Below are 13,881 nucleotides of genomic sequence, written 5' to 3'. Positions count from 1 at the left end.
AGAAAAAGGCTGCCGAATATCACTATCTTCCGGCAGCCTTTCATCTTTAGCGGGTGTTCATTTTATGAAGTCTTCTGAACAGCCCTTTATCTGTCGATATTTGGACGTCACGGCCATTCGCATAGTTGCGAGCAGCTTTTGCGACATTATCTCTGTCAGACTTTGTGAAATCCCTGTGGCTTCTGACTGCGACAACTACTCGGTCATCCGATACCATCACTTGTGTGTCATTGACGTTTTTCACTTGTTTCACACGGTTGGCAATTTTGGCCGCCAGTCTTCTGTTTTCTTGGTTGTCATACCCGTTGTACGCCACATTCCGATTCATGTTTCGGTTATTCGTGTTGTTATATGTTCCATCAGTAGCCAGAGGAACGCGATCGTCGGCAGTAACACGGTCACGGTTATTTACATTCGTGGTGTTTCGGTTACCGTCGTTCTGATCCTCCATTAATTCAGAAACAGGACCATCGTGGTCGATTCCGTCTCCCTGTCTGTCAGCATCGTTTTCATTTGTATAATATCCGATTGGACGGGTATTGCCGTTATTGCGCGTATCATTCATGGCATTATTATCGTTTGCTCCGCATGCTGTTAAGCCGGCTGTCATAAGAATCAAGCTAGCGATCGTCATTTTTTTACCCAATGGAAAAACCCCCCGTGGACGAATTGAGCATGTTTGCTCGTTTTTATCATGTGCGTCCGGGGGGCATGTTAAGCGTGTCAGTTCTGTCCATTTGGCAGTGATCTGCTTGAAAACAAAAAAAGGAACGATTTACATCGTTCCGAACGATCACTCATTTTCTTCTTCCGGCCGGCCAAACATTTGGTTTACAGAAGGCTGATTCGTCATTGGCATAGAAACTCCTGCCGAATATGGGTTTGGATTTGGGTTAGCTGTGCCATATGGCATATTAGGACTTCCATAAGATCCCAGTCCCGAGTGGCCAGGCGCAGAGAAATATGGCTGATGATCACCGTCACAGCCGCAGTCGTCATGATCTTTGTACGGCATGTAACCAGGAGCCGCAGCAGGCTGGTACGCTCCCATTACTTGGGGAGTGCCATAATAAGGGCCATAAGGCATATGTCCATACGGAGATCCATAAGCCGGAGATGCGTAATGCGGATCACCGTATGAACCGTAATGTCCGTGGTGGCTGTTTTCATGATGCTGGTTTTCAAAACCCGGGTCATACTGAGGCGATACAAAGCCTGGCTGGTATCCATGCATCGGATACATTGGATAAGCTTGTGCAGGATAGTACGGATAGCATAATCCGGATCCTGGAAGAATTGGCGAAATAGGCACCGGACACGGTACAAAATGAGCCGGATAATGAAAATAAGGCTGAACAGCCGGCATATTCGGAACTGTGTGATGAACGTTTTCTTCTTCTACACCGCCTACTTCTGGCGCCTTTGGCATATTAGGCATATTCGGATAATTTGCATTTTCCATATTACTCATAGCCTCCTGTTGTGGAAATTGATCTTGCATATGATACATATGATCTATATTTCCGTCATGATGTTTTTTCGGCTCCTCCGGTTTAGGAGGCGACCAAGGCTGGAAAAGCTGTTTCATATCATAATACTCTTTCACATCAGCTTCAGGATACACATTTTCCTGCAAATTAGGCATCGGCGGGACATACGGCACGGACTTCTTTTCTTTCGGCTTTGTGTCTTCTACGTCGACAACGGATTTAGGCTTCTCTTTCGCATATGGATGTTCTTGCTTCACACTCCCGGCCGCAGGACTTTTGCCCGCTTTTGGCTCTTTTCTGACCGGGACGCCTTCTGACGGAACTTTTATTTTCATTCCAGGCATGATTAAGTCTGGATTACTAAGCTGTGTATTGAGTTTTTTCACTTCCTCAACATCGACTCCGTACTTTTCAGCTATTTTCCAGAGCGAATCGCCTTTTTGAACGATATGGATTTTCAACGTTTTCCCCTCCTATGCAAAACGTGAACAGTTCAGCTGTGCTTACAATATGTTTCTTCACAACATATGCCTGAACAAAAGAAGTTATGAGTACAGGAAGGGAAATATTTCTGATCTACGTGATCGAAAGCATTCGATTCAGGGCAAGGAGTGCATCCTCCTGAATGGCTTTTGGCACCTTAATGACGCCTGAAGGCTCTCCTTTTTCAATTTGTTCCAACGACCACAACAAATGCGGCAAATCGATTCGGTTCATTGTTAGGCAAGGGCACATGTCAGGGTTGAGTGATTCGATTTGTTTATCAGGGTGCTCGTGAATGATCCGCTGGACAAGATTCATTTCAGTCCCGATTGCCCACTTGCTTCCCGCCGGAGCCTGGTTGATTGTGTCGATAATATATTTAGTTGATCCGCTATCATCGCTTAGTGTCACGACTTCGTGGGAGCATTCCGGGTGCACAATGATCTGAATGTCGGGGTCACGCTCTCTCATATCATGGATATTTTTAGTGGTGAATTTCTCATGAACAGAACAATGCCCTTTCCACAAAATCACTTTCACATTCGTATGCTCGGATTCAGTCACTAATTCATCTGTAATCGGGTCCCACACCGCCATATCTTCAAGCGCAATGCCCAGATCATAAGCCGTATTTCTCCCTAAATGCTGATCAGGCAAAAATAAAATTCTTTTTTTCTGTGTAAACGCCCATTCAAGCACTTTTTTCGCATTCGAAGAAGTCACAGTTGCTCCGCCATGCTTTCCGACGAATGCCTTGATCTCCGCAGTGGAGTTCACATAAGTTAAAGGTATGATCGTATCTCCAAATATATGCTGAAGCTTCTCCCATGCCCTATTGGTTTGCTGCATGTCAGCCATGTCAGCCATAGAACATCCAGCTCTCATATCTGGCAGGACAACCGTTTGCTGCTCGCCTGTCAGCATATCAGCGGTCTCTGCCATAAAGTGAACGCCGCAAAATACAATGTAATCCGCTTCTTTGTTTTTTTCCGCTACTTGGGCCAATTGCAGGGAGTCGCCGGTTTGGTCAGCAAATTGTATCACTTCATCCTTTTGATAATGATGGCCTGGTATAAAGAGCCTGCTGCCGAACTTTTCCTTAATGGCGGCAACACGCATTTCCATATCCTTTCTTGACAGTCCTTTGTAACTTTCCGGCATCATATCATTCGATTGTTTGATTACATCAAGAATTGACATAACGGCATTCCTCCACAGATTCATTTGATAACGTAACATCCATGCTGATATCTAAACTTTTGACGGAATGAGTCAGAAATCCTAAGGAAATATAATTCACACCCGTCCCTTTAAAAGCAGGCAAAGATTCCAACGTAATCCCGCCAGAGGCTTCAGTTTTTATATGATTCGGTGTGAGATTTGAAAAATGACGGACCGTATCTGGCGGACAGTTGTCAAACATAATAACATCTGCCCCTGCTTCAATTGCTTCCCGCAGCTGGTCCTCCGTTTCAATTTCCACTTCGATATTTACCATGTGCCCCACGGCCTGACGAGCTTTCTGGCATGCCTCTAAAATAGAGCCGCATGCAGCAATATGATTGTCTTTAATCATGACACCGTCATACAAGCCGAATCGATGATTATACCCGCCACCCGCTCTGACAGCGTATTTTTCCAGCATTCTCAGCCCCGGTGTTGTTTTTCTCGTGTCACAAATTTTAATCTGTTCATCATCCAGCCTGCGGACAGCCTCTCTTGTCATCGTCGCAATTCCTGACAGCCTCTGAATAAGATTTAATACGACCCGCTCTCCTGAAAGAAGCGCTGCCGCCGGACCTCGTAATACTGCAATCACTTCACCTTTTCGCAAAATGTCCCCATCTTTTTTGTGTAAAATGATTTGAACATTTTTATCTAATAAAGCAAAACCTTCTTTTATCACCACAGCCCCTGCAAAGATCCCCTCTGACTTTGCAACAATCTCCGCTTCACAGCTCTGTTCTCCAAAAATAGACTGCGATGTAAGATCCCCTGTCCCAATATCCTCAAGAAAAAAGTGATTCAGTAATTTTTTCAGCTGTAAATGATTCATTGTTCCAAATCCCCTCGTTTATTCTGATCTTCGTTCCTTTTTTTGTATGGACAATTTGTCTTCCCTGCCAGCTCACCTCAGCATGAGGAAAATCGGTGCGGAAGTGAGCCCCCCTGCTTTCCTCCCGTAAAAGCGCAGAAAACGTCATCAGCTTTGCAGTTTGCCATAAATGAGAAAGCTCCAGCTGCCGAATTGTGATATCCTTCACATTCATTTTTTGAAATGGCAGCGTATGAAGCCAGATGCTAAGCTCAATCAAACTGCTTTGTTCCCGCAGAATAGACATGTGGCTTGTCATTTTGCTTTGCAGTTCATGCACCTCTATATCCGGCACCTCGTAGAATACGTTTTTGGGAGTCGCTTGATATTGCCTGTTATAAACCGGTTTTTGCATAATATGCTCTGCTGCTCTTTTTCCAAACACCAGCGCCTCCAATAAGGAATTGCTCGCAAGCCGGTTTGCTCCATGTAAACCAGAGCATGCAGTCTCGCCAATCGCATAAAGCCCCGGTACTGTCGTTTCTCCCCAGCGATTAACTGAAACACCTCCCATTAAGAAGTGCATTCCCGGAGCAACAGGGATTTTTCCACTATGGATATCAACCCCTGCTTTTTCACAAATGGCGGTGATGGTAGGGAAACGCGCTTCAAAATCAGAAATCGCACTGAAGTCAATATAAACGTGATTTCCTTTTGCCATTTCCTCATGAATAACCCGTGAGACAACATCCCTTGGAGCCAGGTCACCTAAAGGATGCCGTTCAGCCATAACCCGGCGGCCGTTTTCGTCTACTAAACATCCGCCTTCCCCTCTGACAGCTTCTGAAACAAGCCCATAGGAAACACCATTTTTCACAAGCAGTGTCGGGTGAAACTGTGTAAACTCTAAATCCGTTACTTCCGCTCCGGCCCTGTAAGCAAGAGAAAGACCGTCACCTGTGACAGAGGGATCATTCGTATGATGAAGAAACAGGTTTCCGCAGCCGCCGGCAGCCAGCACAACTTCGTCTGCATGCCTTACCTTGAGCCGCCCCTTGCAGTCTTTTGTCATAACGCCGATACAGCGGCCATCCTCTATAAGCAACTCTGCTGCCGTTTCATGCTCGATTAACTTAATTTTGCTGTCGATCCGTTTGAGCAAATAATCGACAAGCAACCTGCCTGTTGCGTCTCCGCCCGCATGAAATATACGGTTGTATGAGTGGGCTCCTTCTCTTCCGAGACAAACATCGCCTCGTTCATTGCGGTCAAATGGAAATTCACGCTCCAATAGGCTTTGAATCATCATTTTTCCATCATGTAACACATCTGCTGCAATAGCTGGATTATTATGGCCGCACCCTGCGTATAACGTATCCTCCAGATGGGCTTCAATCGAGTCATCTTTTGTATAGGCCGCAGCAATCCCGCCTTGTGCATAGACAGAATTGCTGTTTTTGGCGCTTTTTTTTGTGATAACAGTCACTTCGTATGACGGCGGGAAAGCTGCCGCTAAAGAAAGTGCCGCCGCCCCTGAACCGATGACTGTAATCGTCTTTTTAGACATATGTCACCCTCCTGTTGTTTACACCTGTCTTGACACCTATATTTACACAAGGATAAAATAAACTCAAGAGTTTTTTATGGAGAACGGATGGAGGAAGACCGGATGATTTATTTAGATTATGCAGCGACAACGCCGATTTGTGAGGAGGCTCTTAACGTATATCAGAAGCTCAGCATGGATATGTACGGAAATGCAAGCAGCCTGCACGATGCAGGAGGAAAAGCAAATCACATACTGGAGTACTGCCGTGAAAAAATCGCCAACATCATTGGCGGTGAAGCAAGCGGCATCTATTTTACAAGCGGCGGCACTGAATCTAATTTTCTGGCCATTCAATCATTGCTAAACGGCCTGCCAAAAACGAAAAGACATTTTATTACGACCGCCATGGAGCATCAGTCTATTCAAAACTGTGCTGCATATCTGGAACAGCATGGATTTGATGTCACCATCATTCAACCGAATGAATACGGGCTTATTACCGAGGAAATATTAGCAGCTCATATCCGTCCGGAGACAGGCTTGATATCGATTCAGCATGCCAATTCTGAAACCGGGATCATTCAGCCCATTCAACGTCTGTCTTCATACCTGCATAACAGGGGTATTCTTCTTCATTGCGACGCTGTTCAAACGTTTGGGAAAATTCCTATCAATACAGAAGATTTGGGAGTAGATGCACTCTCAATATCGAGCCATAAAATCCATGGACCTAAAGGAGTGGGTGCGGTCTATATCCGGCCGGATGTCCCTTGGAAACCCGTTTATCCTCTCACTACTCACGAACGAGGATTCAGAGCCGGCACCGTAAATGTTCCCGGGATCGGAGCCTTCACTGCCGCGGCGGAATGGATCGTAAGCGAAATGGAAAAACAGATATCCCGCAATAAGGCATTAAGAACATACTTTCTAGACCAAATCCGTATGCGGTCTCTCCCTGTAACCCTTGCGGCAGATACTTCACAAACAGAATGTCTTCCGCATATTGTAGGGTGTTTTTTTCACTCATTTGAAGGACAATATGTTATGTTAGAATGTAATCGGAGCAATATTTGCATTTCAACGGGCAGCGCTTGTTCTGCCGGTTACCACGGTCCGTCAGCAACGATGAAAGCATTAAGAAAAACGGAACAAGAGGCTCTGCAATTTATCCGCATCTCTTTTGGCAGGCATACAACAGCTGACCAGCTGGATCAGTTATTACATACGTTTACAATGCTTTGGGAACAAAAGAAAGGAGAATTTGATATTGACCGAGGAATTAAAGCTTATGGGCGCCAACAGGCGTGACCAGCTTCTTCTGTGGCTGAAGGAATCTACATCACCGCTGACAGGAGGAGAACTCGCAAAAAAAGCAAACGTTTCAAGACAGGTTATTGTACAGGATATATCGCTCTTGAAAGCGAAAAATGAACCGATTATCGCCACAAGCCAAGGATATGTATACATGGATGCGGCCGCTCAGCAGCACCAGCAGGCGGAAAGGATCATAGCATGTCTGCACAGTCCTGAACGGACAGAAGAGGAACTGCAGCTCATCGTGGACGAAGGCGTTACAGTGAAAGACGTAAAAATTGAGCATCCCGTTTACGGAGATTTAACTGCAGCCATCCAAGTAGGCACCCGGAAGGAAGTTAGCCATTTCATTAAAAAAATCAATTCTACGAATGCTGCCTACTTGTCACAGCTGACCGACGGCGTGCATCTGCATACATTGACAGCATCTGATGAACACCGCATCGATCAAGCATGCCAAGCACTCGAAGAAGCCGGCATTTTAATTAAAGACTAAAAAAAGCCCTCTAGAGGGCTTTTTTATAATTGGTAGGACTGGTATGCACCCAAAAGCTTCACTTTGCAGCCAAGCGCTTCAAGCTCCTGCATGGCTCCTGGAATCAATACATCATCAAATGCTTTCTCAATATCAATAATAAAGAAATAATGGCCTAATCCCGTTTTAGTCGGACGTGACTCAATTTTTGACAAGTTTAAATTTCTCCAAGAAAATGCAGACAGCACTCTATGCAGCGCCCCCGACTGATCATCCTGCGGAAGCATGACCATTAAGGTCGTTTTCGGCCTGGAACTCAATTTTGAATTCACTTCAAAAGATATGTTTTCATCCGGGGACAGGATAACAAATCTTGTATGATTGTCCCTATAATCCTGTATATCCCGTTTCACGATTTTTAATTCGTATGTAGAAGCTGCCATCTCATTGGCAATGACCCCGATATTCAGCTCGGGATGGTCACTGACAAACTTTGCTGCCGCCCCGGTAGAATTGGCGTATTCATATGGAACGGAAGGAAATTGACGATGGAGAAATTTATGGCATTGCGCAATCGCGTGTGAATGTGAGTAAATTTTGTCGAGCTCTTTCCACGCATTCTCTCTAGAGGGATGGACGAGCAAATGCTGATGGATCGGCAACGTCATTTCACCCACGATTGGCAAGGGCTGTTCATGTATTAAATAGTCTATTGTCAGATTTACTGATCCTTCTAATGCATTTTCCAAAGGAACAAAAGCGAAATCAACTTCGCCTGCAACTGCCGCATCTATACACTCCGGAATGGTGCGGTAAGCCACATGTTCGGCGCCGTTTTGAAAACAAGAACTGACTGCTAGATGTGTAAATGTAGCTGCTGGACCTAAATAACCGACTTTCATGACGATTTTCTCTCCCTTATGCACCTGAACCTAATATTTCAACCTTTTCTACAAAATCAAACTTCCTGAGCTTATTCATTAATGTATGAATGTCTTCTTCCATTGCAGACGTACTGATAGACAGTGTCACATTTGCTCTCCCTTGAAGCGGAATGGTCTGGTGAATGGAAAGAACGTTGCTACCAGAATCAGCTACCGCCTGAAGGAGCTGAGATAACGCACCTGACCTGTCCTCTAAATGAAAGAAAAGTGTGATAATTTGTTCTTTAACCATAGTATAGAATGGAAAAACAGCATCTCTGTATTTATAAAATGCACTTCGGCTTAAATCAACCTTTTGAACGGCATCTGCTACTGAGTCTGCTTTTTTTCGATCAAGCAGCTTTTTGACTTCCAACGTTTTTCTCATTGCATCGGGCAATACATCTTCACGGACAAGATAAAATGTCTCCTCTTTCATTTGCATCTCCCCTTTAAAATAGAGAGCCTGACACCAGGCTCTCTTCTCAGCCAACTTTCATTAATCAATAAATTCGAATTCAAATTCCAGAAGCCTGATAATATCTCCATCCTTGGCTCCGCGTTCTCTGAGTGCTTCATCAACACCCATTCCGCGCATCTGTCTCGCAAACCGTTTAACCGATTCATCACGTGAGAAATCAGTCATCTTGAATAATCGCTCAAGGCTGTCTCCTGAAAGCACAAATACACCGTCTGGATCGCGTGTAATGTTAAATGGCACTTCTTCATTTTCCATCGTGTACATGACACGGTTTTGTGTAAGCTCTTCCTCATCATACAGCGGGAACTCCGGTGTGTTCTCAAGCTGATTGGCAACCTCAAACAGAAGCTCGCGAAGGCCTTCTCTTGTCACTGCGCTGATCGGGAATACCGGGTAATCATCCGTCAGTTTTTCTTTAAAGGCTTCAAGATTTTCTGCAGCTTCCGGCATGTCCATTTTATTTGCAACGATAATTTGCGGACGCTCAGTGAGTCGCAGATTGTACTCGCTCAGTTCCTGATTAATCGTGACATAATCATCATACGGATCGCGGCCTTCTAAGCCGGACATGTCAATGACATGAACAATAACTCGTGTCCGTTCAATATGGCGCAAAAACTGATGGCCAAGTCCGACGCCTTGGTGTGCGCCTTCAATCAGTCCTGGTAAATCTGCCATTACAAAGCTGCGTCCGTCATCCGTTTCAACCATGCCTAGATTCGGCACAAGCGTTGTAAAGTGATAGTCTGCAATTTTCGGTTTTGCAGATGAGACAACAGACAGCAATGTCGATTTTCCTACGCTCGGGAACCCGACGAGTCCGACATCTGCAAGCACTTTTAATTCAAGAACAATGTAGCGTTCTTTTCCCGGCTCGCCGTTTTCTGAAAGCTGAGGCGCGGGATTAGCCGGTGTAGCAAAGCGGCTATTCCCTCTTCCGCCTCTTCCGCCTCTTGCAATGACAGCCCGCTGTCCGTGCTCTGTTAAATCAGCGATGACCTGTTTTGTATCATCGTCTGTCACAACGGTGCCCGGCGGAACTTTAATGACCATATCATCAGCATTTCGTCCGTGCTGGTTTTTGGACATGCCATGCTCGCCGCGAATCGCTTTAAAGTGTTTTTTGTATCTAAAATCCATCAGGGTGCGGAGACCTTCATCCACTTCAAAAACGACGTCTCCTCCCTTTCCTCCGTCGCCGCCGGCAGGGCCGCCTTTCGGCACATATTTTTCACGGCGAAACGCAACCATCCCGTTGCCGCCGTCGCCGCCTTTTACATATACTTTGACCTGATCTACAAACATAATGTCCTCCGTTCTAACCGTTAAAAACTCCGCTAGTCCAATCCAATTTCAATCAGACATTCGTGACTTGTGATTTTAAAACGCATGATATCAACTTCCTCATATCCATTCTGCCGAATATCATCAAAAGCAGATGGATCGGCAAAGGCGCCGTGGAAATCAAGGTACAGAATCAGCTGTCTATCAGGATGATCCGTTTGAAGCGAAACCGTTAAATGATTTTCACTCTCTCTGCTGACTGCTTGATCAAACAGATGAAACAGCTTTCTCATCAGTTTCGCCAGCTTTTGGTCATAAGCCGACAAATCCTTAATTTCTCCAAGAACTTCATATTCAAGCGTCATATAATGGGTTTTCCAATTAAATGTAAGAAAATCAAACGCCAAATGCGGTGTTTTCAGGTTTGAGAGCTTTGATTCGTGCTTTGCGTCTATAACCATTTCTTCAATCATTTCAAAGACGCGGTCATACTTCTGTAAGCTTAAGTTTCCTTTAATCAGCTGCAGCTTATTCATCCAATCATGCCGGGAATGGCTAAGCAGATGAATCAGTTCGTTTGTTAATGCCGTGTCGCTTATATTTTCTTCTTGATTTTTTGAAACATCCTTCATTTTCGCACTCCCAATCATTTAATTTCTTATTTAGGAGTCTGTATAAGTGTGTATTATGAATTATAACAGAGAAGGCTTTGTTAGAAAAACAATTGTTTTTCCCAGAAATATCATGTTCCTTTTTTCTGGCGCTTTGGTTGATTTGCAGCCAGGCAGAACATTTTATGTATTACTGCTTGGGGAACATATCCAGTGGGTTTGAGATGTTTATTCTCATTCTTGGCGGGGTCTGCTCGCACATACTCTGCATTTCATTCTAGGTGTTTACTCCGCGTATTGCAAAAAAAACTCCAGTCATCAACGACCGGAGTTTTTTGAATCATTATTGAGCTACAGGATATACGCTCACTTTTTTGCGGTCACGGCCGAAACGTTCGAATTTAACAGTTCCGTCGATTTTCGCAAATAGAGTGTCATCTCCGCCGCGGCCCACGTTTTCACCTGGGTAAATTTTTGTTCCGCGTTGACGGTAAAGGATAGAACCGCCTGTTACGAATTGACCGTCAGCACGTTTAGCACCTAAACGTTTAGCCTCAGAGTCACGTCCGTTCTTTGTAGAACCTACTCCTTTTTTAGAAGCGAAAAACTGAAGATCTAATCTAAGCATGTAGCTCACCTCCTATATTATGTTTGTGGTCACACGCAAGTTGTCTTTGTAATCCCGTTCGATTGTCTCAAGCGAAACAATCATGCCTTCAATCAGCAGCTGAGCTTTTTGTCGCGCATCCGGATCAAGAGATTCAGGAAATTCAAAATAAAAATAACCCCCGTCCTCCCCTATATCAAGAAGCGGCTCGAAGCCTGCGAGCACAATGACCGCGTTAACGGCTCCAAACACAACGGCTGTCACTCCGGCACAAACAAGATCTTGTCCATGTTCAGCAAAATTCGCATGGCCCGTCATTTCAAAAGACAATATGCCTTTATCATGAGACCTTCTGATTGTTGCCTGAATCATGCTTACGCGTTGATTTTTTCGATCGTCAATTTAGTGTAAGGCTGACGATGACCTTGTTTTTTATGAACGTTTTTCTTTGCTTTGTATCTGAAAACAGTGATTTTTTTCGCGCGGCCTTGTTTTTCAACTTTAGCCGTTACTGTCGCGCCTTCAACTGTAGGGTTGCCGACTTTCACGTTGTCTCCGCCAACAAACAAAACGTCTTCAAAAGTAACTGTTTCACCTGCTTCAGCAGCAAGTTTTTCGATGTAAACAGTTTGGCCTTCTTCAACTTTGATTTGTTTACCGCCTGTTTTAATGATTGCGTACATTCTCTGCACCTCCTATTAGACTAAGACTCGCCAGATACCAGGGGGCTGTAAAAGCTCTTAACACCTGTACTGAGCGGTTGTAGCAATGGTGCTACATCCATAACATTAAAAAATATACCAAAATACAAGGCGTTTGTCAATCAGTTTTAGTAAGGCAGCAGCAGTTCCTCCATGGAGGAATTCGTCCGCTTATCGGCAAAGTAAGCGTGCAGCACTTCATTCTCATCAAGCTGGCTGAGCTTCTCGCCTGATTTCTCAATAATAATTGGATGTTTGCAGCCGCGTTTGAACTCGGCCATCACGTGATAGACTTTATCCTCCGCCTTTACTGTCAGCGGCAGAAGTTTCTCAAGATCACGGTTTTTTCCGTAATACCTTTCAAGAAGAAATCTCACATGGATATAGTGCCTTTGCCTATATTCCTCAAACAAAGAAACAGCCAGAAAGACAAACAAAACCCATGCGCTGATTTGCAGAGGAATCACAAATAAAACCCAGCACCCAAGCAACAGGCAGAAGCAGAGCGACGTTTTTAGATTGAGCCGGTGAGCCTTTTGAAAAGGCAGCTGTTTGGAAAACAACAAAAATAACAGTTTTCCGCCATCCAGCGGCCAAATCGGCAGTAGATTGACAAATAAAATAGAAAGATTATAAAAGGTGAAGAGTTCAAAGGTATGCTGATGAATCACTGAGGCTTCTGCAAGCATCCAGGCAGCAACCTGAAGCCAGATGTGCTGAAGAGGGCCGGCAATAATGACCGCAAATTCTTCCTTTAACGGCCGATTCCCGTGCTCTTCCACTTCAACCGTTCCGCCAAACGGCAGCAAAAATACACGCTTGATTCTCCAAGAAAAAAACACAGCCAGAGCAGCATGCCCCAGCTCATGAATCAATACAATCAGGAGCAGACATAATAATGCTTTCATATGGCCTGTGAGCAGCCCCAGCGCCGCAATAATCCAAAGAAAAGGATGCACATGGATCTTTAAGATAAGGTCGAGCCATTTATTCAAATGAAATCACCTGAATCGGATCAATAAATTTATCGCCGTCTTTCATGGCAAAATAATAGACCCCTTTATTATGATCATCAAGCTTAATTGAACCAAGCTTTTTGCCTTTATCCACAAAATCATATAAAGCAACATCCACATCTTTGAGCTCGCCATAAATACTGTAGGTGTTGTCAGCATGCTGCACCTTAACCGTCAATCCCGTCTGGCTGTCTTTGCTGACTTCAACCACATAGCCTTCCTTTACGCTATCAATCGTATCGCTGCTTGTTTCAACTTTAATTCCTTCCCCATTGTTCTGAAAATCCTGCTGTACTTTCCCGGATGCAGGCGCGACCAGATCTTTGCTTACTTCAACCTGCTGTTCCTTATCTTTGTGTTCAGGAGCCAGAAAAGCAAGCGGATTTCCAAATTTCGTTTCAAACCAATGGCTTGCCGAGGCAAATTGAAATTCAGTTTCAAAGGTTTTGGCTACGGCGGGTTTAATCTGTCTGGCAGGTCCAATGTTTGTTTTATAGGCTATAGCGGAAACGAGAACAAGGCAGGCCGAAAGAAGACATTTCAGGATAATTGAATCTGTTTTCACCAATGGGTGTTTTCCGTTGAATGTTGGCATGTTATCTTCGTAGACCGGAAGTGTTCCATGCTTTTCCTGATCCGTTACCATCACCCAGGACGGGGGTTTCTGCTTTTCAGAAACTGTCTGAGTAGAGAAACGTTTTGAGCCGGAAAGCTGTTTTCTTCTTTTCTCTAATCGTTTTCTGATTTCATCTGCTCTGTGACTCATTGCCATCATCCTTTGCATTCGTTGGGTTTGTACATCATATGTCTTGTCCATGGCAAATATTCGGTTTAGTCAGGAACAAAGCAGACAAAAACAAAAAAACCTGACACAGCATTTGCTTTGTCAGATTCTTCTCTTTGATTCTATCA

At 44.5% G+C, this 13,881-nt stretch carries 16 protein-coding genes, 1 pseudogene and 1 other annotated feature; of the genes and pseudogenes, 3 read left to right on the top strand and 14 right to left on the bottom strand.

Annotated elements, in window-relative coordinates:
* Window positions 1–46: 46 nt before the first annotated feature.
* The 5 genes from sgpA to nadB all read right to left on the bottom strand — a co-directional run bounded on the left by sgpA (window position 47) and on the right by nadB (window position 5,575).
* Window positions 47–646 (bottom strand): spore germination protein SgpA, encoded by a 600-nt coding sequence (gene sgpA / locus NZD81_RS01725; protein WP_136654292.1) that lies wholly within the window; start codon window positions 644–646, stop codon window positions 47–49.
* Window positions 647–793: 147 nt separating this feature from the next.
* Window positions 794–1,951, bottom strand: a complete 1,158-nt coding sequence (gene safA / locus NZD81_RS01720) for a spore coat assembly protein SafA (protein WP_289859244.1) — start codon at window positions 1,949–1,951, stop codon at window positions 794–796.
* Window positions 1,952–2,066: 115 nt separating this feature from the next.
* On the bottom strand, window positions 2,067–3,173 hold the full coding sequence (gene nadA, locus NZD81_RS01715) for a quinolinate synthase NadA (protein ID WP_014664835.1): 1,107 nt from the start codon (window positions 3,171–3,173) through the stop codon (window positions 2,067–2,069).
* Window positions 3,160–4,029, bottom strand: a complete 870-nt coding sequence (nadC, locus tag NZD81_RS01710) for a carboxylating nicotinate-nucleotide diphosphorylase (protein WP_282372929.1) — start codon at window positions 4,027–4,029, stop codon at window positions 3,160–3,162. The genes nadA and nadC overlap by 14 nt, the downstream gene beginning before the upstream one ends.
* Entirely contained in the window at window positions 3,983–5,575 is a 1,593-nt protein-coding gene (gene nadB / locus NZD81_RS01705; RefSeq protein ID WP_040082275.1) for an L-aspartate oxidase, read from the bottom strand. Before nadB ends, nadC begins: the two co-directional genes overlap by 47 nt.
* Window positions 5,576–5,677: 102 nt before the next feature.
* Between nadB and NZD81_RS01700 the strand changes: the two genes are divergently transcribed.
* Window positions 5,678–6,865: an IscS subfamily cysteine desulfurase gene (locus NZD81_RS01700; protein ID WP_148343585.1), complete on the top strand. Its 1,188-nt coding sequence runs from the start codon at window positions 5,678–5,680 to the stop codon at window positions 6,863–6,865.
* Window positions 6,825–7,367, top strand: coding sequence for a transcription repressor NadR (locus tag NZD81_RS01695; RefSeq protein ID WP_069149991.1), 543 nt, complete (start codon window positions 6,825–6,827; stop codon window positions 7,365–7,367). Before NZD81_RS01700 ends, NZD81_RS01695 begins: the two co-directional genes overlap by 41 nt.
* Window positions 7,368–7,390: 23 nt before the next feature.
* On the opposite strand, the gene pheA is transcribed toward NZD81_RS01695, so the two are convergent.
* From pheA to spo0B, 4 genes are read right to left on the bottom strand one after another with little or no spacing between them, the layout of a single operon-like run.
* Window positions 7,391–8,248, bottom strand: a complete 858-nt coding sequence (pheA, locus tag NZD81_RS01690) for a prephenate dehydratase (protein ID WP_014664840.1) — start codon at window positions 8,246–8,248, stop codon at window positions 7,391–7,393.
* Window positions 8,249–8,264: 16 nt separating this feature from the next.
* On the bottom strand, window positions 8,265–8,708 hold the full coding sequence (thrR, locus tag NZD81_RS01685; protein ID WP_003222630.1) for a transcriptional regulator ThrR: 444 nt from the start codon (window positions 8,706–8,708) through the stop codon (window positions 8,265–8,267).
* Between the two features lie 60 nt (window positions 8,709–8,768).
* Window positions 8,769–10,055, bottom strand: coding sequence for a GTPase ObgE (gene obgE, locus NZD81_RS01680; protein WP_014664841.1), 1,287 nt, complete (start codon window positions 10,053–10,055; stop codon window positions 8,769–8,771).
* 32 nt (window positions 10,056–10,087) lie between these two features.
* Window positions 10,088–10,666: a sporulation initiation phosphotransferase Sop0B gene (gene spo0B, locus NZD81_RS01675; protein WP_136654295.1), complete on the bottom strand. Its 579-nt coding sequence runs from the start codon at window positions 10,664–10,666 to the stop codon at window positions 10,088–10,090.
* 77 nt (window positions 10,667–10,743) lie between these two features.
* On the opposite strand from spo0B, the pseudogene NZD81_RS01670 reads away from it, so the two are divergent.
* Window positions 10,744–10,868: pseudogene (locus NZD81_RS01670) on the top strand (hypothetical protein).
* Window positions 10,869–10,988: 120 nt separating this feature from the next.
* On the opposite strand, the gene rpmA reads toward NZD81_RS01670, so the two are convergent.
* The 5 genes from rpmA to spoIVFA all read right to left on the bottom strand — a co-directional run bounded on the left by rpmA (window position 10,989) and on the right by spoIVFA (window position 13,735).
* Window positions 10,989–11,273, bottom strand: a complete 285-nt coding sequence (rpmA, locus tag NZD81_RS01665) for a 50S ribosomal protein L27 (protein ID WP_003222623.1) — start codon at window positions 11,271–11,273, stop codon at window positions 10,989–10,991.
* 12 nt (window positions 11,274–11,285) lie between these two features.
* Window positions 11,286–11,624, bottom strand: a complete 339-nt coding sequence (locus NZD81_RS01660) for a ribosomal-processing cysteine protease Prp (protein WP_014477547.1) — start codon at window positions 11,622–11,624, stop codon at window positions 11,286–11,288.
* Window positions 11,625–11,626: 2 nt separating this feature from the next.
* A complete protein-coding gene (gene rplU, locus NZD81_RS01655; protein WP_010330275.1) occupies window positions 11,627–11,935 on the bottom strand; it encodes a 50S ribosomal protein L21 in 309 nt (102 codons plus the stop codon).
* 13 nt (window positions 11,936–11,948) lie between these two features.
* Window positions 11,949–12,024 (bottom strand) — a sequence feature (ribosomal protein L21 leader region).
* A 57-nt stretch (window positions 12,025–12,081) separates the two neighbouring features.
* A complete protein-coding gene (gene spoIVFB / locus NZD81_RS01650; protein ID WP_014664844.1) occupies window positions 12,082–12,948 on the bottom strand; it encodes a stage IV sporulation intramembrane metalloprotease SpoIVFB in 867 nt (288 codons plus the stop codon).
* Window positions 12,941–13,735 carry a stage IV sporulation protein SpoIVFA gene (gene spoIVFA, locus NZD81_RS01645; protein WP_282372943.1) on the bottom strand — a complete coding sequence of 265 codons (795 nt, stop codon included), beginning with the start codon at window positions 13,733–13,735 and terminating at the stop codon, window positions 12,941–12,943. The genes spoIVFB and spoIVFA overlap by 8 nt, the downstream gene beginning before the upstream one ends.
* Window positions 13,736–13,881: the final 146 nt, after the last annotated feature.

Source organism: Bacillus sp. B.PNR1, assembly GCF_030386235.1.
GTDB classification, from domain to species: Bacteria; Bacillota; Bacilli; order Bacillales; family Bacillaceae; genus Bacillus; species Bacillus stercoris.
The sequence above is the reverse complement of the archived record's forward strand: the minus strand, read 5'-3'. Positions and strand labels throughout refer to the sequence as shown.

Coding starts and splice junctions, on each gene's coding strand:
- nadA (WP_014664835.1), bottom strand. CDS start 3,173: ATGTCAATTCTTGATGTAATCAAACAATCGAATGATATGATGCCGGAA.
- nadC (WP_282372929.1), bottom strand. CDS start 4,029: ATGAATCATTTACAGCTGAAAAAATTACTGAATCACTTTTTTCTTGAG.
- nadB (WP_040082275.1), bottom strand. CDS start 5,575: ATGTCTAAAAAGACGATTACAGTCATCGGTTCAGGGGCGGCGGCACTT.
- NZD81_RS01700 (WP_148343585.1), top strand. CDS start 5,678: ATGATTTATTTAGATTATGCAGCGACAACGCCGATTTGTGAGGAGGCT.
- pheA (WP_014664840.1), bottom strand. CDS start 8,248: ATGAAAGTCGGTTATTTAGGTCCAGCAGCTACATTTACACATCTAGCA.
- thrR (WP_003222630.1), bottom strand. CDS start 8,708: ATGAAAGAGGAGACATTTTATCTTGTCCGTGAAGATGTATTGCCCGAT.
- obgE (WP_014664841.1), bottom strand. CDS start 10,055: ATGTTTGTAGATCAGGTCAAAGTATATGTAAAAGGCGGCGACGGCGGC.
- spo0B (WP_136654295.1), bottom strand. CDS start 10,666: ATGAAGGATGTTTCAAAAAATCAAGAAGAAAATATAAGCGACACGGCA.
- rpmA (WP_003222623.1), bottom strand. CDS start 11,273: ATGCTTAGATTAGATCTTCAGTTTTTCGCTTCTAAAAAAGGAGTAGGT.
- NZD81_RS01660 (WP_014477547.1), bottom strand. CDS start 11,624: ATGATTCAGGCAACAATCAGAAGGTCTCATGATAAAGGCATATTGTCT.
- rplU (WP_010330275.1), bottom strand. CDS start 11,935: ATGTACGCAATCATTAAAACAGGCGGTAAACAAATCAAAGTTGAAGAA.
- spoIVFA (WP_282372943.1), bottom strand. CDS start 13,735: ATGAGTCACAGAGCAGATGAAATCAGAAAACGATTAGAGAAAAGAAGA.